Raw genomic sequence first — 23,171 nt, 5'->3', positions numbered from 1 at the left:
GTGATAGTTTTTACTAATTTGAATCGTCGTTTTCAATACTTTGGGTGAGTTCAATAAAAGAATCCACACTGAGTTGCTCTGGACGTTTGCCAAATATAACATTTGCTTTTAAATTATCTGAGAGATTGAATGTTTTTAAACTGTTACGAAGTGTTTTTCTACGTTGTTGAAATGCTGTTTTAACAACTCTAAAGAATAGAGTTTCATTACAGGGTAAAATAAAATTTTCTTTTCGTTTCAAGATTAGAACTCCAGAATCTACTTTAGGAGGCGGATTGAATACTGTTGGTGGTACTGTAAACAAATATTCTGCATCATAGAAAGCTTGTGTTAAAACAGATAAAATGCCATAAACTTTACTGCCTTCTTTTGAGCAAATACGAAGTGCTACCTCTTTTTGGAACATGCCTGAAAACTCAGGGATTTGATGTCGCATCTCTAGTGTCTTGAATACAATTTGAGAAGAAATATTGTAAGGGAAGTTTCCAATGATAGCAAAAGGCTCACTGCCAAAGACCTTAGAAAGATCATATTTCAAGAAGTCTTCTTCGTAAATTTGATTGGTTAAATTAAGATAGTTAGCCTTTAGATAAGCCACTGATTCTGTATCAATTTCTATAACATGTGTATTGACCTTTTTTTTTAGCAAATATTTTGTAAGGACTCCCATCCCTGGACCAATTTCAAGCACATGTTTATAATTTTTAAGAGACAAGCTATCTGCAATTTTTTCAGCTATAGATTCGTCAGTTAAGAAGTGTTGTCCTAAATGTTTTTTTGCTTTTACAGACATGTCATTTTATGTAAAATTAACAGTGTATTCATCAATGATTTGAAGTTCGGTCCTAAATGCTAGAGATTTTTCACCAAAACGTTTTGAAGCATCTTGACGCAGAGAATCTGCGTCATCTTTATAGTATGAATCTAGAGCTTCTCTTGAATAAGAACGGTATTGAATAGAATAGGTTTGACCACCCATATCTTCTTCAACCAATACTTTGGTTAATGTAGCCTTTTCAAATTTTCCTGTAGCTAGTACTTGAGGAATATGTTCTTTTATCCAAAGCAACCATTCGTCATGAATACTATCGTCTACATTAACAGTTACGTTATATATGTACATTGCACTAATAATTATAATGTTTTTTCAAATAACAGCAGTTCTTCGTCGTCTTCAAAAGGTTTTACTGTTTTTTCGTAAGATAAGCCTAATTTTTCCAAAAGTTGAATCGAAGATTTGTTTTCTGGTAAAGTGATGGCGATGATGTTTTCTATATTAAACTCCTTTTTTGCTAATTTTAAAAGGGCATTAGTAGCTTCAAAAGCGTAGCCTTTGCCTTCATAATTAGGCAGTAATGAAAATCCAACATCTATGTGTTCTAATTGGGCACGTTTTACTAATCCGCATGTGCCAATGGGTTTTAAATCATTTGTTTTAAGTTCAATCTTATAGTATCCAAAGCCATGTGTTTGATAACTTTTAAGTTGATTGTTTTCTATATATGTTTTGGCTTCTTCAACAGTTTTAACATTTCTATCACCAATATATTTAAGCCATTTAGGCGAAGTCATTAGCTTTAAGATAAAAGGTGCATCATTTAAAGAAATTTTGGTAAGTCGAATGCGGCTGGTTTCTGCTATTGTCATTAGAAATGTCAGTTTATGGCATCACCTCGCAGCATCCTAAAGCGTTTTCTAGCTTCAATGAAGTAGATGCTATCTTCGTGATTAAAGATGATTTTCTCATAAAGTGACTTGGCTTTTTCTGGTTCAACTAGTTGGTCCTGATATAATTCTGCCAAATAAAAAAGTGCATCATCAGCCAGAATTTCGTCTCTATAATTAGCAATGATATACTCGTAATTTGCTGCAGCTTTATCAAATTGCTTGTTTTTTTCAAATAACTTGGCTTGCATAAATAAGGCTTGATCTTCAATGGTCTCTCCTTTATGCTCAGTTAGAATTTTATCTAATAATAAAATACCTTCATTAGTTTTGTTTTGGAAAGCCATTAAATCAGCTTTAGAATATAAACGTAGCGCTGTATGTAGTGAGTCTTCTTGAATATTGTCTGAGATTAATAATTTAAGATCTAAAGCATCATTAGCAATGAGTTGAGACGTTGACGATTTTAAAATTTTGAGCTGAGCTTCTGCCCATTCAAAATCACCTTTGTAGTAACTGGTCTTTGCAACTTTATATCTTGCCTCTTGTGAGATGGTGCTATTTTTTAGATTGGCTTGAATTTGAGAGTAGTAAATAAGCGCTTCATTAAACTTTTCTTGAAACACTAAAATATCTCCTAGTTTTAGTTTTACAGTAGCTTGTTGAAATAAAGATAATTCAAGATCTAGACTATTTTTTAAAAAATCACTTGCTACTTTTGGTTGATGTAGATGAAAAGCTAAAAAATCACCATAAGCTATTTGTAGTGCTAAGGTTTGTTCGTAATTACCATATTGATCAAAAAGTTCTAAATACTTTTCTTGAATAAGCTTTAAGTCTTTTTTGGTTGCATGGCGAGTTTCAATATCTAATAAATATTGATGAGCTGTTAGACGCGTTTGAATATCTTGAGAATTATCTAGAATATAATTAAAAATAGTAGTAGCAGTTTCGTAGTCTTTTTCATTGACAGCAGTTAATGCTAAATCAACAATACGACTCAAGCTTTCAGGATTTCTTCTATAAAGAGCTTTTTCTTGCGTGAACGCTTTGCCATATGCTTTTTCTTGAATAAATAACCAGCTAAGCATATCGTACCAATATATATCGGGTTGCGACTGTATTTTTTTAAGTAATAGTTTTTTAAGAATCTTATTGTTTTCGTTGTCATTGTTTTCAGAAACAAAGTCGCTAAATGCTCTTTTAGCGTTATTCAAAAATGTGGGCTTGACTTGGATATAATCTAGATAATTTGAAAACAATTCTTCAATATTTCCAAGTTCGCCATAGATACGAGCAAGCTGTATATTGAAATTTTGATTTGGGTTGAGTTGCATTGCCTTCTTGTATACAATAATGGCCTGATCTAATAAGCTGTGGTCTTGAAATTGTTTTGCCACACTATATGCAAATACTGGGTTCTCATCAATTTTCCTAATAGCATCCTCATAATAAGAATTTGCCAATTCTAAACTATCCTTAAGCTGGTAATTATAACCAATCTCAACTAAAAAAGCAGGGTTTTTACTTTTGGCGATGCGCTCAAATAATAAAGTTTGTGCTTCATCATATTGTTCTAGTTGCTGATGCGTTTTTACTAATTTATAGATGTATTTGTAATTGCCTTTGTTTTTATCATACAGTTTTTGATAAGACAATAATGCTTTCTCAAACTCACCGCGTTTAAAATAGTCATCTGCCAATTGCTCACTTTGAGAAAAGCCACAAGTAAAACCTAAAATGAAAAACAGGAGTATAAAATGCTTCATGCCACTAATTTATGTAAATATAACATAAGCTGTGCTTAGATATTGTGAATGTTTTTATAAAAAAATGCCTAAACGATCGTTTAGGCATTACCAACCAAAATAAATGTGCTATTAATCACTATCTTATAAAAAATGATTCAGTTATTCTGCTGGGATTTTTTTCAAGTCGATTAGAAATATGTATTCGTTTAGAAGAATACTTTACTAGCCATCACAACTAAAGTGACAAGTAGTACGATGCGTTTTATATTTTTCATAATAAAGTAGGTTAGTTCTTATTTTGGATTACTAACATCACTATTATATTTGAAAAAACAAAAAAATTCAATAAAAATTCGTTAAACAACGTCTTTTTTTAGCATTTAAACGATTACAAACAAGAAAAAACTTACAAAATTATATTTTGTTAAATCCAGTATAAGGTATTAAAACCTCAGGGATTTCAATACTGTCTTCAGTTTGATAGTTTTCTAAAATACCTGCTAGAACTCTTGGTAAAGCTAAAGAACTTCCATTGAGTGTATGGCAAAGTTGCGTTTTTCCTTCTTTATTTTTGAAGCGAAGTTTTAAGCGATTTGCTTGAAATGTTTCGAAATTTGATACTGAAGATATCTCTAACCAACGATCTTGCGCTGTAGAAAACACTTCAAAATCATAAGTGAGAGCTGAAGTGAATCCTAAATCACCACCACATAATCGTAAAATTCGATATGGTAATTTTAATTCTCTCAGTATGGTTTTAACATGTTCTACCATTTCTGTTAAAGCATCATAAGAGCGATTAGGGTGCTCAACTCTTAAAATTTCTACTTTATCAAATTGGTGTAATCGATTTAAACCTCTAACATGTGCTCCCCAATTTCCTGCCTCACGTCTAAAGCATGGAGTATAACCAGTAACCGCTATTGGCATATCGTTTTCTGATAATAGATTATCTCTAAACATATTGGTAGCTGGAACCTCTGCGGTAGGGATTAGATACAAATTATCTTCAGTAACATGATACATTTGTCCTTCTTTATCTGGTAATTGACCTGTGCCAAAACCTGAAGCTTCATTTACCAAATGAGGTAATTGATATTCGGTGTATCCTGCAGCTGTATTTTTATCAAGGAAATACGCTATTAAAGCCCTTTGTAATCTTGCACCTTTTCCTTTGTAAACAGGAAAACCTGCTCCAGTAATTTTGTTTCCTAATTCAAAATCTACAATGTCATATTTTTTTATAAGATCCCAATGTGGTAAAGCATTTTCATGAAGTTTAGGAATGTCTCCTTCTCTAAAAACCTCTTCATTATCATCATCAGTGTTTCCAGAAGGCACTATTGTGTTAGGCACATTAGGTATCTTGTATAATAGAGAATTCAAAGCTTCTGTTTTAGTATTAAGCTCGTCACTTAGTACTTTAGAATCTGTTTTTAGCTGTGTGGTTTTTTCTTTTAGAACGTTAGCTTCAGCTGCTTTCCCTGATTTAAATAGGAAGCCTATTTCCTTAGAAATAGTATTAGATTCAGCTAAGGTGTTGTCAAGTTGCGACTGTAACGCTCTTCGTTCTTCATCAAGCGTAACCACTTCTTCAATAATAGACGTAGCATCAATATTTCGTATTGCAAGTCTATTGATGACTTCTTCTTTGTTTTCTCTAATATATGCAACTTGTAACATTTGAGTTATCTGGTATCTGTTTTTTGAAACGCCAAATTTAAGGAATTGTCAGTTATTCTCGTCTAGATTTGAAGGTAAAATCCAATCGTGGTGTTTAAATGGATTCCATTTTACATTGGCTAAGTCAACTTCTGGGTCAATAAGTTGTTTGGATGATCTTCCATTTACACTAACAAAAGCTCTTACATAAACTGAGATGTCCATCCCATTTTTGGCATATTCTTTTTTTAGGCGTTGCGCAAATTGCCATATCACATCTGGTTTAGTACTTACAGTTCTTTTCTGCTTTTTGGTAAGATAGTCATCGAGGTTTATTTTTATACTAGAACCAGTTGCTTTGTTAACTACCCGAAAACTTGTATTTGCGCTTTTAGAACGTAACATCATTCGCCAAGACATTCGGTGTCCTTCTTCTGTCCATAATACATTGTCTTCTATAAAATGATGACGTAATGGTAATGCAATTTGAATGATGAAATAACTAATGAATACAGATTTAAACAGTGTTACATGTTTTGGGACTATGACATTATTTGTAAGGTAAAGTGATTTGCGTTTCAAAAACAAGCGCTGAATGACCTTTGGTTCAAAAAAGAATACAGCAAAAGCAAGTGATAAGTATGGAAATATACCAACTTGAAAAATAAATGAATTGAATAAATGAAAAAATATAGAAGCAAAGAAAGCCAGTTTTCGTGTTCTTTTCCAAAGCAATAGTGGGATTATAAGTCCATCAAATAAAATACCACCATAAGCGATAAAGTAATGCATGAATTTATATTGTAAAACATCTCCAACTAACACATAATGTTGTTTGCTTCTCATCAAGAGTTCTGGGACCGTAGTATCTAACCAATCGGGATACATTTTTGCTATTGAAGCGTAAGTATATAAGATAAACAACTGGATTATAAATATCCAACGACACCAATTGGGCATTGAATTACTTTTTATACTTGGCTTTTGAATAGCATCAATTGAAGCATATTTATGAGCAGGTAATAGTACCATAATTGCATTTAGGATCATCAAAAAATAGTAATGATTATTATAAGATGTCTTTTGCATAAAGTAGGTGCCAGCCCATAATAGTGTAAAACTCAGCATGCTCCATTTATATTTATATCCAATCATTACAAAAATGCCAAACAATCCCATTATAGCATAGTAGGCGTACATCCATTGGCCAGGAAGTGGCTGTAACCAATCAAAACCAATAAAATTAAATGTAAATTGAGGTTCAATGAGTGTGCGCTTTACCCAACCAGTAATAATTGCGCCGATACTCTCTAAAAAGATAAGTGCACCAAAACATATCCTAAATACGATAAGCGCACTATTGTCAATATGTTTGAATAAGAACTTATTCATAAGATTCTATAAATGACAAAGCAGATTTTTTATCTTTTTCTAACTGTCGTTTTAATAATTTTATAGATTCAAATTTGTGCTCGTCTCTTAAGCGTTGTAGAACTTCAACTTTTAGAGTTTGATGATAAAGGTCTTGATTTAAGTTAAAAAAATGAACTTCTATGGATTGTTTAGTCCCATTTACGGTTGGATTTGTGCCAATATTCATCATACCATAAACAAAGACATTATTAATTACTGTTCTAGTTACGTATACTCCATTTTTTGGGATAAGTTTATAAGGTTCTTCAATAGCAATATTTGCTGTAGGGAAATGAATTTGCTTTCCTAATCCTTTCCCTTTTATCACAATACCAGTCATATAGTAATTGTAACCTAAGTAGGAGTTTGCAGTATCAATAGCACCACTAGCAATTGCATTTCGGATTTTTGTTGAACTTACAGCTACATCTTTAATATCTTGAGCGGAAATTTCTTCAACTTTAAAATTAAACAATTCTCCAAATGTTTTCAAATCATCAATATTAGCACTTCTATTTTTTCCAAAATGGTGATCATAACCAATAATAATATGCTTAGCATTTAGTTCATCAATCAAAACAGTTTTGACATACTCTTGTGCCGAAAGTTTAGAAAACTCTTTTGTAAATGGCTTTATTACTAATGTCTCTAGGCCAAATGCTGATAATAATTCTTGTCGTTCATCAATAGTATTTAGAAGTTTGATATCGCTATTTTTTTGTAATACCATTCTCGGGTGAGGAAAAAAAGTTAACACGACAGATTCTAAGTTTGCTTGTTGACCTACGGCAACTAATCTTTTAATAATCTTTTGATGCCCAATGTGTACACCATCAAAAGTTCCTATAGTAATTACAGAAGGATTTTTAGTGTAGGTGTGTGGTTTTTTGTGAAGTTCCAATGCCTAAAAATTATTTTGATAAAAATAACTATAAACCTAAAGCTATGAAATAAAAATATGGATTTGTGCGTTTTCTTTGTAAGCGCAACTTCGACACATTAAACAAAGTTTTTGAATTTTATTGATTTTTTTAGGATAATCATAGATGAAAATGTAATTTTTTGATGTTAAAATCGTCTTAAAATGACATAATTTCATTAGATTTGATGTCATTATTTGAATTTTTCATCATTGATGTGACAAATATTTTATGAATCATATACAATTTAACTAAATAACGAATACTTTATGGAAAAGAATTTTACTTTTAAATCAATTATCGCAGCGTTTTTGCTTTTGTTTGCTATAACTGGTTATTCTCAAGAACGAACTTGTGGAATGGTCGAGTACATGGAAGAACAAATGCAAGATCCAGAATTTGCCAGAGCGCATGAAGAACGTCAAGCTGAGTTTAAAGCGAGACTTCAGCAATCATTGGCTGGCGAAGACTTTAGTCAACGTGGAACAGGACCAATAATTATTCCTGTGGCTGTTCACTTTCCTACCGCAAACGAAGGCGATAGAGATTGCTTGGAAGCTTTAGCACAAAATCAAATCGACATTTTGAATGCCGATTACACAGCTACTAATGCTGATATTGCGCAATGGAATACCGATAGCCCACTTTACCCAGGAACTACGGCTGGTGTTGCTAACATTCAATTTTGTTTAGCAGTATCAAATCACCCAATAGGAATTGATCCAGAGTTAGTAGAAGGAAATCCTTGTATTACAATTGGTTATAATTTTGGTAATGGTAATAACATTGATGCTAACTGGTCTGGATATATGAATTTTGTTATTCGAAATATTGGAGCTTTAGGATTTTCTCCATTAGGAGGTAGTATTGCTGCAGGTCAAGCAGTAACCTTAGATGATAATGCTTTTGGATCTGGCGCAGGTTGTGCTGGATCAGGAGTTGTTCCTCAAGCACCATACAACTTAGGAAGAACAACAACTCACGAATTAGGTCACTTTTATAACTTAGCTCACACATTTAACGCCGATGGAGGCGGAACATGTGGAGGTGGAGGTGGTGATGGTATTGCTGATACTCCTGAAGTTGCTAATAGTACTTATGGGTGTCCAACACCAGGAAGCATTCCATCATGTGTTGCTGGACAAAGCGCTTTACCTCAAAATTATATGGATTATGTTAATGATGCTTGTATGTATATGTTTAGTGCAGGGCAAACCAATGTAATGGATACATGGGTAGCAGGATTAGAACCAAGCTTTAAGCCAAATGTTTGTTCTCCTGCTTCTCCAGGGTTTACTATTGCAGCCAATAATAGCCCTATTTTTACATGTCCGACTACTGACGATGAAGCTGTCTTTGATTTAGACTTTACAACTATTGCAGGATTTAGTGAAAACACTACATTTTCGGCTAGTGGAGAACCAGCTGGTTCTACTGTAGCGTTTAACCCTACAGCATTAAACTCTAATGGAAGTTTTACGATGACTATTGGAAATTTAATGGCTACTGCTGAAGGTGAATATACAATTACAGTGACAGGAACATCTAATTCGGTTACTGAAACAGTAGATGTTTTATTAAAGAATACATGTACATCTATTCAATGTTCACCTAATGCTTCTCCTCAAAACTTAGCATTAGCTATTCCAGATGGTTTAGGTACTACAGGTCCAGTTAATGGGCCTCCAGTTACAGACATAATTAATGTTTCTGATACAACACCAATTGAAAGTATGACAGTTACTGTAAACCTTTCTCACACTTGGATCTCAGATTTATTGATTCGAGTAGTTCATCCAGATGGTACTACTTTTGCCAATTTATGGGCTGGAGACTGTGGTGATAATGATAACATAAGTGTTACATTTGATGATAACGGTGGAGCTATTGTATGTGCTAGTCCTACGACAGGAACCTATGCGCCAACAGATGCATTAAGTATTTTTAATGGAATGGATCCTTCAGGTGATTGGACCATATTAATTGCCGATTTCTTTGCTGGAGATACAGGGACATTAGATGATTGGTCTATAGATATTTGTTCTGAACAACCACTAAGTGTTTCTGAATTTGATGCAGATAATTTTGCTATTTTCCCTAACCCAAATAATGGAGCGTTTACGATTAAGCTAAATTCAAATTCTGGAAACGATATTAGCGTTGATGTATTTGATATTAGAGGACGTAGAATTTTTGAAAACAGATATGCAAATACTGGTGACTTTACCGAAACTGTACAATTGAATAATGTTCAATCTGGAATGTATTTAGTAACTGTTAATGATGGTAATAGAGAAGTAACTAAGCGAATAATTGTCGATTAAGTTATTGTCTAAATAGGAATTAAATAAAAAAGAGACTTTTTGAGTCTCTTTTTTATTTCCCGTTAAAGGCATTCATCGTATTAGAAACACCAGCTAAGGCAAACGATTTTACAAGTTGTATAGACTTCTCAAGACGTTCGTTAAGTTTCTCATTTTCTTCATGACTCCATTCACTTAGAACGTAGTCTACTTGTCTTCCTTTATTAAAAGAATTGCTTATACCAAACCTAAACCGATTATACGTTATGGTTTGTAGTTTGTCTTGGATATCTTTAAGTCCATTATGACCGCCATCACTTCCTTTCCTTTTTAGACGTAATGTTCCAAAAGGAAGGTTTAGGTCGTCAGTAATGACTAATAAGTTCTCTAAAGGAATTTTCTCTTTTCCTAACCAATATTGTACCGCTTTACCACTTAAATTCATATAAGTGCTTGGCTTGAGCAAAATCAATTGACGTCCTTTTAACTTATAAACCGTTACATCTCCAAGTTTTTGAGTTTCAAATTTCAAGTCTTCTTTCTCAGCTAGCGCATCTAAAATCTTGAAGCCTATATTATGTCTAGTATGCGTATATTTTTCTCCAATATTTCCGAGTCCAACAATTAGAAATTTTTTCATAGAATCTGCGTCTTCAACATCTAAAGAAGTCGAATTATAATTAAATAAGCTTTTTATAAATGTCCAGATAATAAATCGTTTTTTGTAAAAATAAAAAAGCATTCTAATAAATAGAATGCTTTTGGTATTTAAAAAGAGATATAATCTATTCTTGAGTTTCAGAAGCCTCTACTGCTGGAGCTTCTCCTCCTTCAGTAGTTGTTGCTTCTGCACCTTCTTCTAATTCATCGTCATCATCGTCATCATCTGCATCAAGTACAGCAGTTCTTGCAGTTTTAATTTGAACTACAACTGTATTGTCTGAATGTAATAAAGTATAATCTTCGCCCTCTAATGCAGTAACATATAACTTATTACCAATTTTAAGAGGTGTAATGTCAGCCTCTAAGAAATCTGGAAGATTTTTAGGTAATGCTTTTACTCTTAATTTACGTCTGTTTCTACGAAGAACACCACCATTTAAAACACCTTTAGAGGTTCCGATGATATGCACAGGAATATCCATAGCAATTTCTTTGTCTTCGAATAAACGATAAAAATCTATGTGTAAGATTCTATCTGTTACAGGATGAAACTGGATGTCTTGTAAAACCGCATCATAAGTTTCTCCGTTTTCTAAGGCAATCACAACTGTATGCGCATTAGGCGTGTATACAAGTTTTGAGAAAGCCAACTCTGGTGCAGAGAAATGCACTGTTTGGTCTCCTCCGTATAATACGCAAGGAACCTGTCCAGCATTACGTAAGGCCTTCGTTGCTTTCTTGCCTACGCTTTCTCTTTTAGATCCATTGATTGTAATTGATTTCATTGTTTCTGTTTATATTAATATTAATTACATTATAAATTTAGAACTGATTGACTTGTTGTAATGCACATTATGCATAACATCAGCAAATAGTTCGGCACAACTCAAAACTCTAATTTTAGAGTGATTTTGTTTAATCGGAATTGAATCTGTTACGATCAATTCTTCTAATTTTGAGTTTTCAAGTTTATTGTAAGCTTCGCCAGATAAAATAGGATGTGTGCAAATGGCCCTTACACTAAGCGCACCTTTTTCCATCATTAAATCTGCTGCCTTTGTTAAAGTACCAGCGGTGTCTACCATATCATCAACTAAGACAACATTTTTCCCTGTAACATCACCTATAAGCTCCATATGTGATATTACGTTAGCTTTAGCACGCTGTTTATAACAGATAACTACATCACTTTCTAAAGCTTTTGAATACGCATATGCTCTTTTGGATCCTCCCATATCTGGAGAAGCTATGGTGAGGTTATCTAGATTAAGCGCTTTTAAGTATGGTAAAAATATGGTTGAAGCAAACAGATGATCTACAGGTTTTTCAAAAAACCCTTGAATTTGATCTGCATGCAAATCCATAGTAATAATACGAGTAGCACCAGCAGCTTCAAGCATTTTTGCTACTAATTTTGCAGCGATTGGAACTCTAGGCTTATCTTTTCTATCTTGTCTAGCCCATCCAAAGTAAGGTAACACAGCTGTGATATGTCTTGCAGAAGCACGTTTAGCAGCATCAATCATTAGCAGCATCTCCATCAAATTTTCTGGGCCAGGATGTGTTGAACCAATAATAAAAATGCGTGTTCCTCTTATAGATTCTTCATATGAAGGTTGAAATTCACCATCACTATATGTAGAAGTGATTACATTGCCTAAAGGCACACCAAAGTGCGTTGCAATTTTATCTGCAAGGACTTTACTTTGATTACAGGCAAAAATTTTTGCTTCTGTTGCTGAATTAGGCATATCTAATTGTTTGTTTGGTAATGATTTAAACCTGTTTCTTTAAACGAGGTGCAAATTTATGAATTTATTTGAACTGAAAAAGCATAAAAGCCACTATTTTTAATGGATTGTAATAAATTATTTTATAGTTTTGCATTCCAAAATTTGCTCAAGTGGCGGAATTGGTAGACGCGCTGGATTCAAAATCCAGTGACTTCGGTCGTGTGGGTTCGATTCCCACCTTGAGTACAGATAAAATCCGTAATTCATTAATTTTAAAATGATTACGGGTTTTTTATTGCATTTTAGTCAATTTTAGATGTAAAAGCATGCACACAGAATGACGTAAAATCACATAATTATGGTAACCTTTTAAGTATTTTTATCGTCATACCAATATAATTTGGTATGAACATTAAATTTGTTACTATGAAAAAGCGATTCTTAATAGGAGTATTATTTTTAGTTATAATCTTTACTAATGCCCAATCTATTACAGAAACAGACCTACCAACAGTTGCTATTCTAGGATCATTCCATTTTGCGGGTTCATCAGATTTGATAGCTATGAAAGTTGATGATCTCAAGTCGTCACAACGACAAAACGAAATAGAAGCCTTAGTAGATGCACTAGCAGCATTTAAGCCAACTAAAGTTATCGTAGAGTATCCATACGGAAAGATGAGGCTAGATTCTTTATACCAATCCTACCTTAAAGACGAACATGAGTTAACCATTAATGAAAGACAACAAATAGGATTTAGATTAGCAAAAAAAATGGGGCATTCACACATTTATGCTGGTGATCATAAGTTAGACCTGCCTTTTAATGAGTTAATGAAATTTTTAGAACAAAATAGGCAGATGCAAAAATTTCAAAACCTCATTGAGTATATGAAAACTGAAGTATTGAGTCTTATGCAAACTACTTATGAGACTACATCTCTTAAAGATTATTTCATTTGGATGAATAGTGAAAAGTTTGATAAAATGAATAAAGGCTTATATCTTCAAACTGTAAACAATATGGGTTCAGAAAATAATTATGCAGGAACAAATGTCGTTACTAAATGGTGGGAACGCAACTTCAAAATCATGCGAAACATAGATGAAATAATGGAGCCTAATGATCGAGTCTTTGTACTATTTGGTCAAGGTCACACAGCATTATTGAAGGATTTTTATAAAGACCGAGATGATATTATTTATGAAGATATTTTAGAGTATTTAAAAAATTAAAACAAAACAGTTTAGAGATTCAAAGTTTATTTTGGTTCTAGCGTTAACGTTGTTTTATTAAAATCTGTTGCGCTATTAATTATTCTTTTCTAATTCTTATGTGTTAATCAGCATCAAATGATTCGACCTAAATTATAGCCTTTTAATCACATGTGTTACGATTCCCCAAATTTGGAAATTATGACTCTCGGTAATTAAAATAGGCTCATAGGCTGAATTTTCAGACTGTAGGTATATGCCGTCTGGAGTGACTTTTAAACGCTTTACAGTAAATTCGCCATCAATAAAACAAACAGCAATTCTATTGTGTTGAGGATCTAGGCTTTTGTCTACTACAAGCAAATCACCATCGTCTAGTCCTGCGCCAACCATAGATTGACCACTCACTCTAGCATAAAATGTAGCTTCTTTATTTTTGACTAATGTTTTATCTAAACTAATTTTAAATTCTTTAAAGTCATCGGCAGGTGAAGGAAAGCCTGCAGAAACACCTGTTTGCGCTAGTGCGATTTCTAAAGGATTAGTATCATCTGGTGCATAGAACTCTAGAGCATGTTTTGGGGTTAAGAATTTTAGTGACATTTTACCTTGAGTATTTCGTTAATATTTGTTGTGTACTTTGGAGACAATCGTTCTTGACGCATTTTCCATGTGTGTTTTAGATCTTGATTGCCGAGTTTTATTTTGGACGCCTCATATTTGTTGTTCAAAGCGTCTATACGTTGCATGAGTGGTTTGTGTTTTGGATCTTCATATTGAAATAATCCTAGTTGATGATTATTCGTAGGAACCAATCCGGTAACAATAACACCTGCACGTTTATATTTTATACCTGTCTTGAAAATTGAAGTTACTGCTTTTACAGCACAATTGCTTATAATTAATGATGAATCTGTAGGATACGGCAAACTAATCACTTTACTTGTTTTATGTTGAGGGAGTTCTTTTTTATGTCTGTCACTACTGAGTAATACAATAATGGCATGACAGCTAGAGCCTTGTTTTCGTAATTTTTCAGCACAACTAGTGGCAAAAGTCGAAATTCTTTCTTTGATATTGTCAATGTTTGAGTACGTGTACTCGAAGCTTCGTGTAGTAGCAATTGAGCGTTTTGTCTCTCTGCTATCTAATTCTAAAGTAGGAATACCTTCTAGATCTTTCTTTAATTTCCATTCTGTTATAGAGAAGTTTTTACGCACCCATTCATCAGATAATTGTGTAAAATCGTACGCGGTATGGCATTGCTTTGCTTTTAAACGTTTTTGCAGACCATGACCAATTCCCCAAACCGATTCTATTTTAAGCCATTTTATGGCTTTCAACCGTTTCTCTTCAGAATTTATAACATAAACACCATTGGTCGCTTTTGGAAATTTTCTAGCAATTTTATTGGCCACTTTAGACAATGCTTTGGTTGGAGCAATACCAACACAAGTTGGAATCCCTGTCCATTTTAGAATGCGTTGTTTAATTTGTAAACCATAATCATCAAAGTTATAGTTCTCAAACCCTCTAAATTGTAAAAAAGCTTCGTCTATACTATAGACTTCAACATCTGGAGTAAATTGTTCCAAAATAGTCATAACACGATTACTCATATCGCCATATAAAGGATAGTTTGATGAAAACACACGTATGTTATGCTTTTTAAAAAATCCTTCATATTTAAATGCAGGAGCTCCCATGGGCAAGCCCAAAGCTTTGGCTTCATCACTACGCGATATCACACAGCCATCATTATTAGATAGAATGGCTACAGGTTTGTTGTTGTATTGTGGTTGAAAAACGCGTTCACATGAGGCATAAAAGTTATTACAATCTACAAGTGCGAACATATATATAAAGATAATAGAAAACATAAAACCTACAACTCAAGTTGTAGGTTTTATTCTGTAGAGAGGAAGGGATTCGAACCCTCGAAACGCTTTTGACGTTTACACACTTTCCAGGCGTGCGCCTTCGACCACTCGGCCACCTCTCTCTTCTCAAGTCATTTCACCGCGTAAGGATGTTTCAAAAATGGTTTTAAATGTTTTTAGTGAAATATGTTCGCCTAGCATAAACATAAGTTTAGCTAGAGCTGCCTCAGTAGTGATATCTTTGCCAGAAATCACACCTATACTTTTTAGTTGCGAGCTGGTTTCATATTGTCCCATTATTACACTTCCTCCAGAACATTGTGTAACATTTATAATTGGAATTCCATTTTTAATAGTTTGCTTTAAAAGTGCTATAAACCATTCGTGCGTTGTGGTATTTCCAGCACCATAGGTTTCTAGAACAACTCCTTTTAAATTTGGGGTATTTAAGATAGTATGTAGTATGGGCTCTGAAATGCCTGGAAACAATTTTATCAAGGCGATATTGGTGTCAAATTTTTTATGAACCACTAATTTTCTTCTGATATTTGGCTGAAACAAATATTCTTTCGAAACTTTTAAATGTACACCAGATTCAGCAAGATGCGGGTAATTTAAAGACTCAAAAGCTTCAAAATGTTCAGCATTTATTTTTGTAGTGCGATTGCCTCTGTAGAGCTTATACTCGAAATAAAGACCAACTTCACGTATAACGGGTTTTCCATTCTTTTGAAGTGATGCCATTTGGATAGATGTAATCAAATTTTCTTTAGCATCAGTTCTTAAATCTCCTATTGGCAATTGTGATCCTGTAAAAATGATTGGTTTTGCTAAGTTTTCAAACATGAAGCTTAATGCAGAGGCCGAATAACTCATAGTATCACTGCCATGTAGTATTACAAAGCCATCAAAATCATTGTATTGATCTTCTATGATACTAGCAATTTGTAGCCAATAATCTGGGTTCATATTACTAGAATCAATAGGGTTTTGAAAAGAGATGGTTTTAATTTCGCAATCTAGTAGTTTTAGTTCAGGAATACGATCGAGGAGGTTGTCAAAATCAAACGCTTTTAATGCACCATTATTAGGATCTTTTATCATGCCAATTGTGCCTCCGGTATAAATCAATAAAATTTTTGGTTGTGTAGCTGACATGATTTAGATATTGAAAATAGCTTTAGAATTTTTAGTGGTAATTTCGGCAATTTTTTCTTCTGAAACTGAATAGATCTCAGATAATTTTTTTAATACTTGAGCAATGTACATACTTTCATTGCGCTTTCCCCGATAAGGTTTAGGAGCTAAATAAGGCGAATCTGTTTCCAATACAATATATTCTAAATCTATCTGATTTAAGAATTGATCAATTTTACCATTTTTAAAAGTGGCTACACCACCTATGCCTAATTTCATATTAAAAGATATAGCTCTGTTTGCTTGCTCTAATGTTCCTGTGAAACAGTGAAAGATTCCAAATAAATCATCGTCTTTTTCAGTTTCTAACACTTCGAAAATTTCGTCAAAGGCGTCTCTACAATGAATAACGATTGGTAAACTATATTTTTTAGCTAATTGTATTTGATGTTTAAATGCGCTCTTTTGAATGTCTAATGTTGACGTATCCCAATATAAATCAATTCCTATTTCACCAACAGCATAAAATTTACGTTTAGCCAACATGTCTTCAACATGTTTCAATTCATTAAGATAATTGCTTTTCACAGATGTAGGATGCAGACCCATCATTAAGAACATATAATCTGGATAGTTCTTTTCTAGCTGAAGCATTGCATCGGTATAATTTGAGTCAATCGCAGGAATGAAAAAACGTTTTACATTAGCATCAAGTGCTCGTTTTATCATCTCATCCCGATCTTCTTCGAAAGCTTCGCTATACAAATGTGTGTGCGTATCTGTTATTATCATAATACAAAAATAGTTGTTTTATAAGATTATATTTGTAAAAAATAAAAGTAATAAACATGCTTCAAGATTTCTTACTAAATAGAGGGTATACTAAGATTAAACTGCACTTAACAAAAACCAATCATTTTGAAATTATAGTCAAAGTAAATGGGGTTAAAGGATTGTTTATTTTAGATACTGGAGCTTCAAGTTCATGTGTTGGTTTTGAAGCGATAAAGACCTTTAATTTGAAAGCTAAGAATAGTGATATAAAGGCGGCAGGAGCAGGTGCTATTGATATGGTTACTCAAGTTTCTAAAGATAACAAGCTAAAGATCGGCAAGTGGAAAAAGGATAAAGTGGCTTTAATATTATTTAACCTCACTCATGTAAATACAGCTTTGACAAGTCATGATGCAAAACCTGTTGATGGTATTATAGGGGCAGACATTCTTAAAAAAGGAAAAGCTGTAATTGACTACGAAAAAAAATATTTGTATTTAAAATTATAAGATTTACAATGTCTTTAATAAAATGTGCTTATCTTTATAATTGAATCCCTCACATTAATAGCAAATGCCTACATCTATACTTATAGCTGATGATCACCCTCTTATACTCAAAGGGCTTAAAGATTTTCTCATAGAAAAACAATTTAATGTTATTGCCAGTGCAAAAAATGGAAAAGAAGCATTTACACTTATAAATGCTCATAAACCTGATATCGCTATTTTGGATATACAGATGCCTTATTTAACAGGGTTGCAAGTAGCAAAAAAATGTAAAGAATCTGGCTTATCAACGAAAATCATCATTATCACTTTTGAGAAGAGTGAAACTATTTACAATGAAGCAAAATCATTGGGTATTTACGGTTATATCTTAAAGGAATTTGCAATTGAAGAGGTTGAAAATTGTATTGCAAATGTATTAGAAGAACGCTCATACTTTAGTCCAGAGCTTATTGAGTATCTCGAAATAAAGCAAATACCACACGAATTGGAAATGCTTACAGATACTGAAATGAAAGTCTTACAGCTAACAGCTCAAAATAAAACTGCTAAAGAAATTAGTGTTATTTTGAGTTGTTCGGATCGTACGGTGGAGAAACACAAGAGTCATATACGCTCTAAGCTGAATTTAGAGTCTAAGGCCAATAGCATTATTCTATATGCAAAAGAGCATGAAGAATTTTTATCAAAATATACGTAGAACTACGTATTGACTTCCTAGTATTTAATGCAGATATTTGTATTGCTATTAATTCTTTAGGGAGAATTATTTTTTACAAAGCTCTAGATTGTCATTGATCTAGAGCTTTTTTTATTAAAATAATGAAAATATACGTAGAACTACGTATTGTATCGCTTTCATTTATTACCGAGATTTGTATTGCTATTAATCAATTTCCTTTTGAAGTAAAGGACTAAAGCTCTGAATTGTTATGATTTAGAGCTTTTTTTATTAATTATAAATTTTAACATTTCTCAAAACATTAGTTTTCAATACATTACATGTTAAAATAAGCCATATACGTAGTTCTACGTATTGTGTTGCATCGTTAAATACACGAATTTTACTGCATGCTATATTATTTAAGGGAGATATATGTAGCACTTTAATTAATCACGTGATTAATTATTAGGGTTAAAGTTCTGGAACGTAATGTTCCAGAGCTTTATTAAAAGATAAAAAGCAATCAAAAACTTATAAAAATGGAAACAATGAAAAACAAAGCTAGCCTAACAAATAAAGTATTTATAAGTGGCTTAATTGTTAGCGCCATTTTGATTATAGCAATAAATATTATAGTTAATTTTTTTTAGTTATTAGTTAGTTATTTTTATTAGGAAGAAAAAGCGCAATCCATATTTATGAATTGCGCTTTTTTGTATTTTCAAAATGGAGTGAGTATGTAACAATTACATTTCAAGTGCTTTTTTTACATCATTGTTCATTAACAACTCAGTTGGGTTTTCTAGAGCCTCTTTAACAGCTACTAAGAATCCAACACTTTCTTTACCATCAATAATTCTATGATCGTAAGACAATGCCACGAACATAATAGGCCTTATTTCTACTTTTCCGTCAATGGCTACTGGACGCTCAACAATATTATGCATTCCTAAGATACCACTTTGCGGAGGGTTGATAATTGGAGTAGATAACATACTACCAAACACACCACCATTTGAGATGGTAAATGTACCACCTGTCATTTCGTCAACAGTAATTTGCCCATCACGAGCACGAATTGCTAAACGTTTAACTTCAGCTTCAACACCTCTAAAACTTAAATTTTCTGCATTTCTTATGACTGGAACCATTAACCCTTTAGGGCCTGAAACCGCAATACTGATATCACAAAAATCATAAGAAATCATTTCTTTTCCGTCGATCATTGAGTTTACAGCAGGATAAAGCTTAAGTGCACGAACTACAGCTAATGTAAAGAAACTCATGAACCCAAGGCTTACACCATGTTTTGCTTTGAAGTCTTCTTTATATTGTTTACGTAATTCAAAAATAGGAGACATATCAACTTCATTAAATGTAGTTAACATCGCTGTAGTGTTTTTTGCTTCTACTAATCGTTCAGCAACTTTTCTTCGAAGCATAGACATTTTACTACGAGATGTTCCTCTATTACCTCCTGTAGGCGTTCCCATTGAAGGGACAGCATTGATCGCATCCTCTTTAGTTATACGACCGTCTTTCCCTGTGCCAGAGACAGACGAAGTTTCTATTCCTTTTTCTGCTAAAACTTTTTTAGCTGCTGGACTCGCAGTACCAGTAGCATAGGTTTTGGTTTCTGAAATAACTGATTTAGCCTCTTCTTGCTTAGGTGCTTCCTCTTTTTTCTCTTCTTTAGCCGTAGCTGGAGTATCACCTTCGGGTTTAGTAGCGCTTGTATCGATTAAACATACCACAGCTCCTACTTCAACAGCATCACCTTCTTCTGCTTTAAGTGTAATTGTTCCACTGGCCTCAGCAGGCAATTCTAAGGTTGCTTTATCGCTATCCACCTCAGCTATAGCTTGATCTTTTTCAACATAATCTCCATCAGAAACTAACCATTCTGCAATTTCTACTTCTGTGATTGATTCTCCTGGAGAGGGAACTTTCATTTCTAAAATCATCGTTCTATAATTTTATTTTAAGCGTTTGTATCAGTTTATTTATTCGGTGTTTCTTTTAGTAAAGAAGTTTAATTCATTTATCGTTGGTTGTTTTTAGTTTTGTCAAATACAAAATCAATGACTTCTTGATGACGTTTTTTGGAACGCACACTACTACCAGCTGCTGGTGCACCATAAGGTCTTCGAGTTGCTGCTCTAAAGTTTTTAGCCTCATCTAAATGCATTAGCATATGACTGTAAGCTCCCATATTTCTGGGCTCTTCTTGAGCCCAGACAATATCGTCTGCATTTTTATATTTTTTTAGAGCTTCTTTAATTTGTTTTTCTGGTAACGGAAAAAGTTGTTCAATTCTTACTAGAGCAACATCATCTCTCTTTAGATTTTCTCTTTGCTCTAATAAATCGTAGTAAAATTTACCTGTAACGAATACTAACGTTTTTATTTTATCTGCTTTTGCTGAATGATCGTCAATGAGCATTTGAAAGCTTCCATTGGCAAATTCATCTACCGATGAAACAACTAAAGGATGGCGCAATAAACTTTTTGGAGTGAAGACGATTAATGGTTTTCTAAATTCTGCCTTCATTTGTTTACGAAGCAAATGGTACATGTTAGCTGGCGTTGTACAATCCATTACATACATATTGTCTTTGGCACAGAGTTGTAAATAACGTTCCATGCGCCCAGAGGAGTGCTCTGCTCCCTGGCCTTCGTACCCATGTGGTAAGAGCATCACGAGTCCGTTTTGAAGTTTCCATTTGTCTTCAGCAGCTGAAATGTATTGATCTAACATGATCTGAGCGCCATTGCTAAAGTCTCCAAACTGTGCTTCCCAAATGGTTAAGGTTTTAGGGCTGGCCATGGCATATCCATAATCAAAACCAACAACACCATATTCTGAAAGTAGCGAATTATAGATATAGAATTTTCCTTGATGATCACTAATTTGATTAAGTAATAAAATTTCTTCTTCACTGTCTTCTACCTTTATGACTGCATGGCGATGTGAGAATGTACCACGTTCAACATCTTGTCCAGAAATACGTACATCATAACCTTCTTCTAGAAGTGTTCCATAAGCTAGATGTTCTGCCATAGCCCAATCTAATTTGTTTTCGTCAAACATGGTTTGACGTGATTGTACTAAACGTTCTATTTTACGGATGAATTTTTTGTCTTCAGGTAAATTAGAGATCACTTTCGTGATTTTAGCGAGCCCTTCTTTAGAATATGTAGTATCAATTGGTTGCATCATTTTATCTTCTACAACTGTTTGAAAGTCTATCCATTCGTCTTGCATAAAAGGTGTGATGACTGTCTTATCTATTTTTCTAGAATCTTCTAATTTAACCTCAAGTTTATCTTTATATTGTTTTTCTAATTGAGCAACATAATCATTATCTATAACCCCTTCAGCAATTAATTTCTCTGCATAAATATCTCTTGGGTTTTTATGCTTAGAAATAGCTTTATATAATTTAGGCTGTGTAAAACGAGGTTCATCACCTTCATTATGCCCATATTTTCTGTAACCTAATAAATCAATAAAAACGTCACGTTTAAACTTCATCCTGAAATGAAGTGCAAATAGCATTGCATGAACTACTGCTTCAGCATCATCTGCATTAACGTGCAGAACAGGAGATAAGGTAACTTTTCCAACATCTGTACAATAAGTACTTGAGCGACCATCTAAATAATTGGTTGTAAACCCTATTTGGTTGTTTACCACAATGTGTATCGTCCCATTGGTTTTATAGCCGTCAAGTTGAGCCATTTGGATGATCTCATAAACTAAACCTTGACCAGCAATTGCTGCATCACCATGTACAATTATTGGTAATACTTGAGAAGGGTTTTCGTGGTATTTATCATCTTGTTTAGCTCTTGCAATACCTTCAACTACTGCACCAACAGTTTCTAAGTGTGAAGGATTAGGAGCAATGTTAAGGTTTATCTTTTTACCGCCATCTGTAACACGATTGCTTGTCCAACCTAAATGGTATTTCACATCACCATCAAATACCTTTTGTTCATAGTCTTTACCATCAAACTCACTAAAGATGTCTTTAGCCGATTTACCAAAGATATTTGTTAATGTACTCAGTCGACCACGATGCGCCATTCCCATGACAAACTCCTTTACACCATGCTCAGATGCATTTTCAATAAGAGAATCTAAAGCTGGGATTAGAGATTCGTTGCCTTCTAGAGAAAAACGTTTTTGACCAACATATTTGGTGTGTAAGAAACTTTCGAACGATACAGCTTCATTCAATTTTTTGAGAATGTGCTTTTTTTGTTCAGTTGAGAATTGTGGTTGATTATCGTTGATATTAAGTTTGTTTTGAATCCACTCAATCTCCTCAGGCTTCCTTATGTACATATACTCGACACCAATCGAGTCGCAATATATCTTTTCGAGATGGTCTACTATTTGTCGCAGCGTTGTTTTTCCTATACCTAAAATATCACCAGCAGAAAATACCGTATCTAAATCGTTTTCTGATAATCCAAAGTTCTCGATCTCTAATGTAGGCGCATACTTTCTGCGCTCGCGAACAGGATTGGTTTTTGTAAATAAATGGCCTCTGTTTCTATATCCATCAATAAGTTTAACTACTTGAAATTCTTTTTGAACATGCTCAGGAATTTGAGTAGTGACACCTTCAGCAATTTCACCATCCATTCCATAACTTTCACTTCCAAAATCGTAACCTTGGAAAAAGGCTCTCCAGCTTGGTTCAATTGAATCAGGATTTTTTTGGTATTGTTCGTATAAATCAGCAAAGTATGCCGTATGTGCTGCGTTTAAAAAGGAATATTTATCCATTATTTGGTGTAAGTCGTTTTCGCTTCAACAAAATTTAAGCAAAAATACAACAATTACTAAAAATAGGTATGATTTTGATATATT

Annotated in this window: 20 protein-coding genes and 2 tRNA genes; 5 read left to right on the top strand and 17 right to left on the bottom strand. The window is 33.5% G+C overall.

Annotation, left to right across the window (positions count from 1 at the left end; genetic code table 11):
- Positions 1–13 precede the first annotated feature (13 nt).
- From rsmA to Q0876_RS00670, 7 genes are all read right to left on the bottom strand, one after another.
- On the bottom strand, positions 14–793 hold the full coding sequence (rsmA, locus tag Q0876_RS00700) for a 16S rRNA (adenine(1518)-N(6)/adenine(1519)-N(6))-dimethyltransferase RsmA (protein ID WP_299223017.1): 780 nt from the start codon (positions 791–793) through the stop codon (positions 14–16).
- 6 nt (positions 794–799) lie between these two features.
- Complete coding sequence (locus Q0876_RS00695) at positions 800–1,123, bottom strand: DUF4286 family protein (protein ID WP_299223016.1); 324 nt, start codon at positions 1,121–1,123, stop codon at positions 800–802.
- 11 nt (positions 1,124–1,134) lie between these two features.
- A complete protein-coding gene (locus Q0876_RS00690) occupies positions 1,135–1,647 on the bottom strand; it encodes a GNAT family N-acetyltransferase (protein WP_299223015.1) in 513 nt (170 codons plus the stop codon).
- A gap of 8 nt (positions 1,648–1,655) precedes the next feature.
- Positions 1,656–3,434 carry a tetratricopeptide repeat protein gene (locus tag Q0876_RS00685; protein ID WP_299223013.1) on the bottom strand — a complete coding sequence of 593 codons (1,779 nt, stop codon included), beginning with the start codon at positions 3,432–3,434 and terminating at the stop codon, positions 1,656–1,658.
- A 396-nt stretch (positions 3,435–3,830) separates the two neighbouring features.
- Positions 3,831–5,099 carry a serine--tRNA ligase gene (gene serS, locus Q0876_RS00680; protein ID WP_299223011.1) on the bottom strand — a complete coding sequence of 423 codons (1,269 nt, stop codon included), beginning with the start codon at positions 5,097–5,099 and terminating at the stop codon, positions 3,831–3,833.
- Between the two features lie 48 nt (positions 5,100–5,147).
- Positions 5,148–6,470, bottom strand: a complete 1,323-nt coding sequence (locus Q0876_RS00675; protein ID WP_299223009.1) for an HTTM domain-containing protein — start codon at positions 6,468–6,470, stop codon at positions 5,148–5,150.
- A complete protein-coding gene (locus tag Q0876_RS00670) occupies positions 6,463–7,392 on the bottom strand; it encodes a bifunctional riboflavin kinase/FAD synthetase (protein ID WP_299223007.1) in 930 nt (309 codons plus the stop codon). Before Q0876_RS00670 ends, Q0876_RS00675 begins: the two co-directional genes overlap by 8 nt.
- Before the next feature lie 288 nt (positions 7,393–7,680).
- Here Q0876_RS00670 and Q0876_RS00665 point away from each other — a divergent pair, with 288 nt between their 5' ends.
- Positions 7,681–9,735 (top strand): T9SS type A sorting domain-containing protein, encoded by a 2,055-nt coding sequence (locus Q0876_RS00665; RefSeq protein WP_299223005.1) that lies wholly within the window; start codon positions 7,681–7,683, stop codon positions 9,733–9,735.
- 52 nt (positions 9,736–9,787) lie between these two features.
- Here Q0876_RS00665 and pth read toward each other — a convergent pair whose 3' ends face one another.
- The 3 genes from pth to Q0876_RS00650 form a co-directional block, all read right to left on the bottom strand.
- On the bottom strand, positions 9,788–10,354 hold the full coding sequence (pth, locus tag Q0876_RS00660; RefSeq protein ID WP_299223003.1) for an aminoacyl-tRNA hydrolase: 567 nt from the start codon (positions 10,352–10,354) through the stop codon (positions 9,788–9,790).
- 145 nt (positions 10,355–10,499) lie between these two features.
- Positions 10,500–11,162 (bottom strand): 50S ribosomal protein L25/general stress protein Ctc, encoded by a 663-nt coding sequence (locus Q0876_RS00655; RefSeq protein ID WP_299223001.1) that lies wholly within the window; start codon positions 11,160–11,162, stop codon positions 10,500–10,502.
- Positions 11,163–11,186: 24 nt separating this feature from the next.
- Positions 11,187–12,128, bottom strand: coding sequence for a ribose-phosphate pyrophosphokinase (locus Q0876_RS00650; protein ID WP_299222999.1), 942 nt, complete (start codon positions 12,126–12,128; stop codon positions 11,187–11,189).
- A gap of 146 nt (positions 12,129–12,274) precedes the next feature.
- On the opposite strand from Q0876_RS00650, the gene Q0876_RS00645 reads away from it, so the two are divergent.
- Together Q0876_RS00645 and Q0876_RS00640 are read left to right on the top strand one after the other, a co-directional pair.
- A tRNA-Leu gene (locus Q0876_RS00645) sits at positions 12,275–12,356 on the top strand.
- 180 nt (positions 12,357–12,536) lie between these two features.
- On the top strand, positions 12,537–13,346 hold the full coding sequence (locus Q0876_RS00640) for a DUF5694 domain-containing protein (protein WP_299222997.1): 810 nt from the start codon (positions 12,537–12,539) through the stop codon (positions 13,344–13,346).
- A gap of 132 nt (positions 13,347–13,478) precedes the next feature.
- Here Q0876_RS00640 and Q0876_RS00635 read toward each other — a convergent pair whose 3' ends face one another.
- The 5 genes from Q0876_RS00635 to Q0876_RS00615 form a co-directional block, all read right to left on the bottom strand.
- Positions 13,479–13,928 (bottom strand): LexA family transcriptional regulator, encoded by a 450-nt coding sequence (locus tag Q0876_RS00635; protein ID WP_299222995.1) that lies wholly within the window; start codon positions 13,926–13,928, stop codon positions 13,479–13,481.
- Positions 13,919–15,181, bottom strand: coding sequence for a Y-family DNA polymerase (locus Q0876_RS00630; RefSeq protein WP_299222993.1), 1,263 nt, complete (start codon positions 15,179–15,181; stop codon positions 13,919–13,921). Before Q0876_RS00630 ends, Q0876_RS00635 begins: the two co-directional genes overlap by 10 nt.
- Before the next feature lie 58 nt (positions 15,182–15,239).
- A tRNA-Ser gene (locus tag Q0876_RS00625) sits at positions 15,240–15,327 on the bottom strand.
- 4 nt (positions 15,328–15,331) lie between these two features.
- Positions 15,332–16,363, bottom strand: a complete 1,032-nt coding sequence (locus Q0876_RS00620) for an asparaginase (protein WP_299222992.1) — start codon at positions 16,361–16,363, stop codon at positions 15,332–15,334.
- A 3-nt stretch (positions 16,364–16,366) separates the two neighbouring features.
- A complete protein-coding gene (locus tag Q0876_RS00615) occupies positions 16,367–17,134 on the bottom strand; it encodes a TatD family hydrolase (protein ID WP_299222990.1) in 768 nt (255 codons plus the stop codon).
- A 56-nt stretch (positions 17,135–17,190) separates the two neighbouring features.
- Here Q0876_RS00615 and Q0876_RS00610 point away from each other — a divergent pair, with 56 nt between their 5' ends.
- Both Q0876_RS00610 and Q0876_RS00605 read left to right on the top strand, forming a co-directional pair.
- Complete coding sequence (locus Q0876_RS00610) at positions 17,191–17,625, top strand: retropepsin-like aspartic protease (RefSeq protein WP_299222988.1); 435 nt, start codon at positions 17,191–17,193, stop codon at positions 17,623–17,625.
- 64 nt (positions 17,626–17,689) lie between these two features.
- A complete protein-coding gene (locus tag Q0876_RS00605) occupies positions 17,690–18,325 on the top strand; it encodes a response regulator transcription factor (RefSeq protein ID WP_299222986.1) in 636 nt (211 codons plus the stop codon).
- A gap of 710 nt (positions 18,326–19,035) precedes the next feature.
- Here Q0876_RS00605 and odhB read toward each other — a convergent pair.
- A complete protein-coding gene (odhB, locus tag Q0876_RS00600; protein ID WP_299222984.1) occupies positions 19,036–20,253 on the bottom strand; it encodes a 2-oxoglutarate dehydrogenase complex dihydrolipoyllysine-residue succinyltransferase in 1,218 nt (405 codons plus the stop codon).
- A 77-nt stretch (positions 20,254–20,330) separates the two neighbouring features.
- The gene (locus Q0876_RS00595) at positions 20,331–23,087 is read right to left on the bottom strand and encodes a 2-oxoglutarate dehydrogenase E1 component (protein WP_299222982.1); all 2,757 of its coding nucleotides are present in this window, start codon (positions 23,085–23,087) and stop codon (positions 20,331–20,333) included.
- Positions 23,088–23,171: the final 84 nt, after the last annotated feature.

Origin of the sequence: uncultured Psychroserpens sp., assembly GCF_947503375.1 — a bacterium.
Taxonomy (GTDB): Bacteria; Bacteroidota; Bacteroidia; order Flavobacteriales; family Flavobacteriaceae; genus Psychroserpens.
This window is presented reverse-complemented; position numbering and strand designations above follow the sequence as displayed.

Bases quoted from the DNA above. Each gene is read 5' to 3' on its own strand.
- odhB (WP_299222984.1), bottom strand. From the start codon at position 20,253: ATGATTTTAGAAATGAAAGTTCCCTCTCCAGGAGAATCAATCACAGAA.
- Q0876_RS00615 (WP_299222990.1), bottom strand. From the start codon at position 17,134: ATGATAATAACAGATACGCACACACATTTGTATAGCGAAGCTTTCGAA.
- Q0876_RS00620 (WP_299222992.1), bottom strand. From the start codon at position 16,363: ATGTCAGCTACACAACCAAAAATTTTATTGATTTATACCGGAGGCACA.
- Q0876_RS00685 (WP_299223013.1), bottom strand. From the start codon at position 3,434: ATGAAGCATTTTATACTCCTGTTTTTCATTTTAGGTTTTACTTGTGGC.
- Q0876_RS00665 (WP_299223005.1), top strand. From the start codon at position 7,681: ATGGAAAAGAATTTTACTTTTAAATCAATTATCGCAGCGTTTTTGCTT.
- Q0876_RS00630 (WP_299222993.1), bottom strand. From the start codon at position 15,181: ATGTTCGCACTTGTAGATTGTAATAACTTTTATGCCTCATGTGAACGC.
- Q0876_RS00650 (WP_299222999.1), bottom strand. From the start codon at position 12,128: ATGCCTAATTCAGCAACAGAAGCAAAAATTTTTGCCTGTAATCAAAGT.
- Q0876_RS00690 (WP_299223015.1), bottom strand. From the start codon at position 1,647: ATGACAATAGCAGAAACCAGCCGCATTCGACTTACCAAAATTTCTTTA.
- Q0876_RS00655 (WP_299223001.1), bottom strand. From the start codon at position 11,162: ATGAAATCAATTACAATCAATGGATCTAAAAGAGAAAGCGTAGGCAAG.
- rsmA (WP_299223017.1), bottom strand. From the start codon at position 793: ATGTCTGTAAAAGCAAAAAAACATTTAGGACAACACTTCTTAACTGAC.
- serS (WP_299223011.1), bottom strand. From the start codon at position 5,099: ATGTTACAAGTTGCATATATTAGAGAAAACAAAGAAGAAGTCATCAAT.
- Q0876_RS00635 (WP_299222995.1), bottom strand. From the start codon at position 13,928: ATGTCACTAAAATTCTTAACCCCAAAACATGCTCTAGAGTTCTATGCA.
- Q0876_RS00595 (WP_299222982.1), bottom strand. From the start codon at position 23,087: ATGGATAAATATTCCTTTTTAAACGCAGCACATACGGCATACTTTGCT.
- pth (WP_299223003.1), bottom strand. From the start codon at position 10,354: ATGAAAAAATTTCTAATTGTTGGACTCGGAAATATTGGAGAAAAATAT.
- Q0876_RS00675 (WP_299223009.1), bottom strand. From the start codon at position 6,470: ATGAATAAGTTCTTATTCAAACATATTGACAATAGTGCGCTTATCGTA.
- Q0876_RS00610 (WP_299222988.1), top strand. From the start codon at position 17,191: ATGCTTCAAGATTTCTTACTAAATAGAGGGTATACTAAGATTAAACTG.
- Q0876_RS00640 (WP_299222997.1), top strand. From the start codon at position 12,537: ATGAAAAAGCGATTCTTAATAGGAGTATTATTTTTAGTTATAATCTTT.
- Q0876_RS00605 (WP_299222986.1), top strand. From the start codon at position 17,690: ATGCCTACATCTATACTTATAGCTGATGATCACCCTCTTATACTCAAA.
- Q0876_RS00695 (WP_299223016.1), bottom strand. From the start codon at position 1,123: ATGTACATATATAACGTAACTGTTAATGTAGACGATAGTATTCATGAC.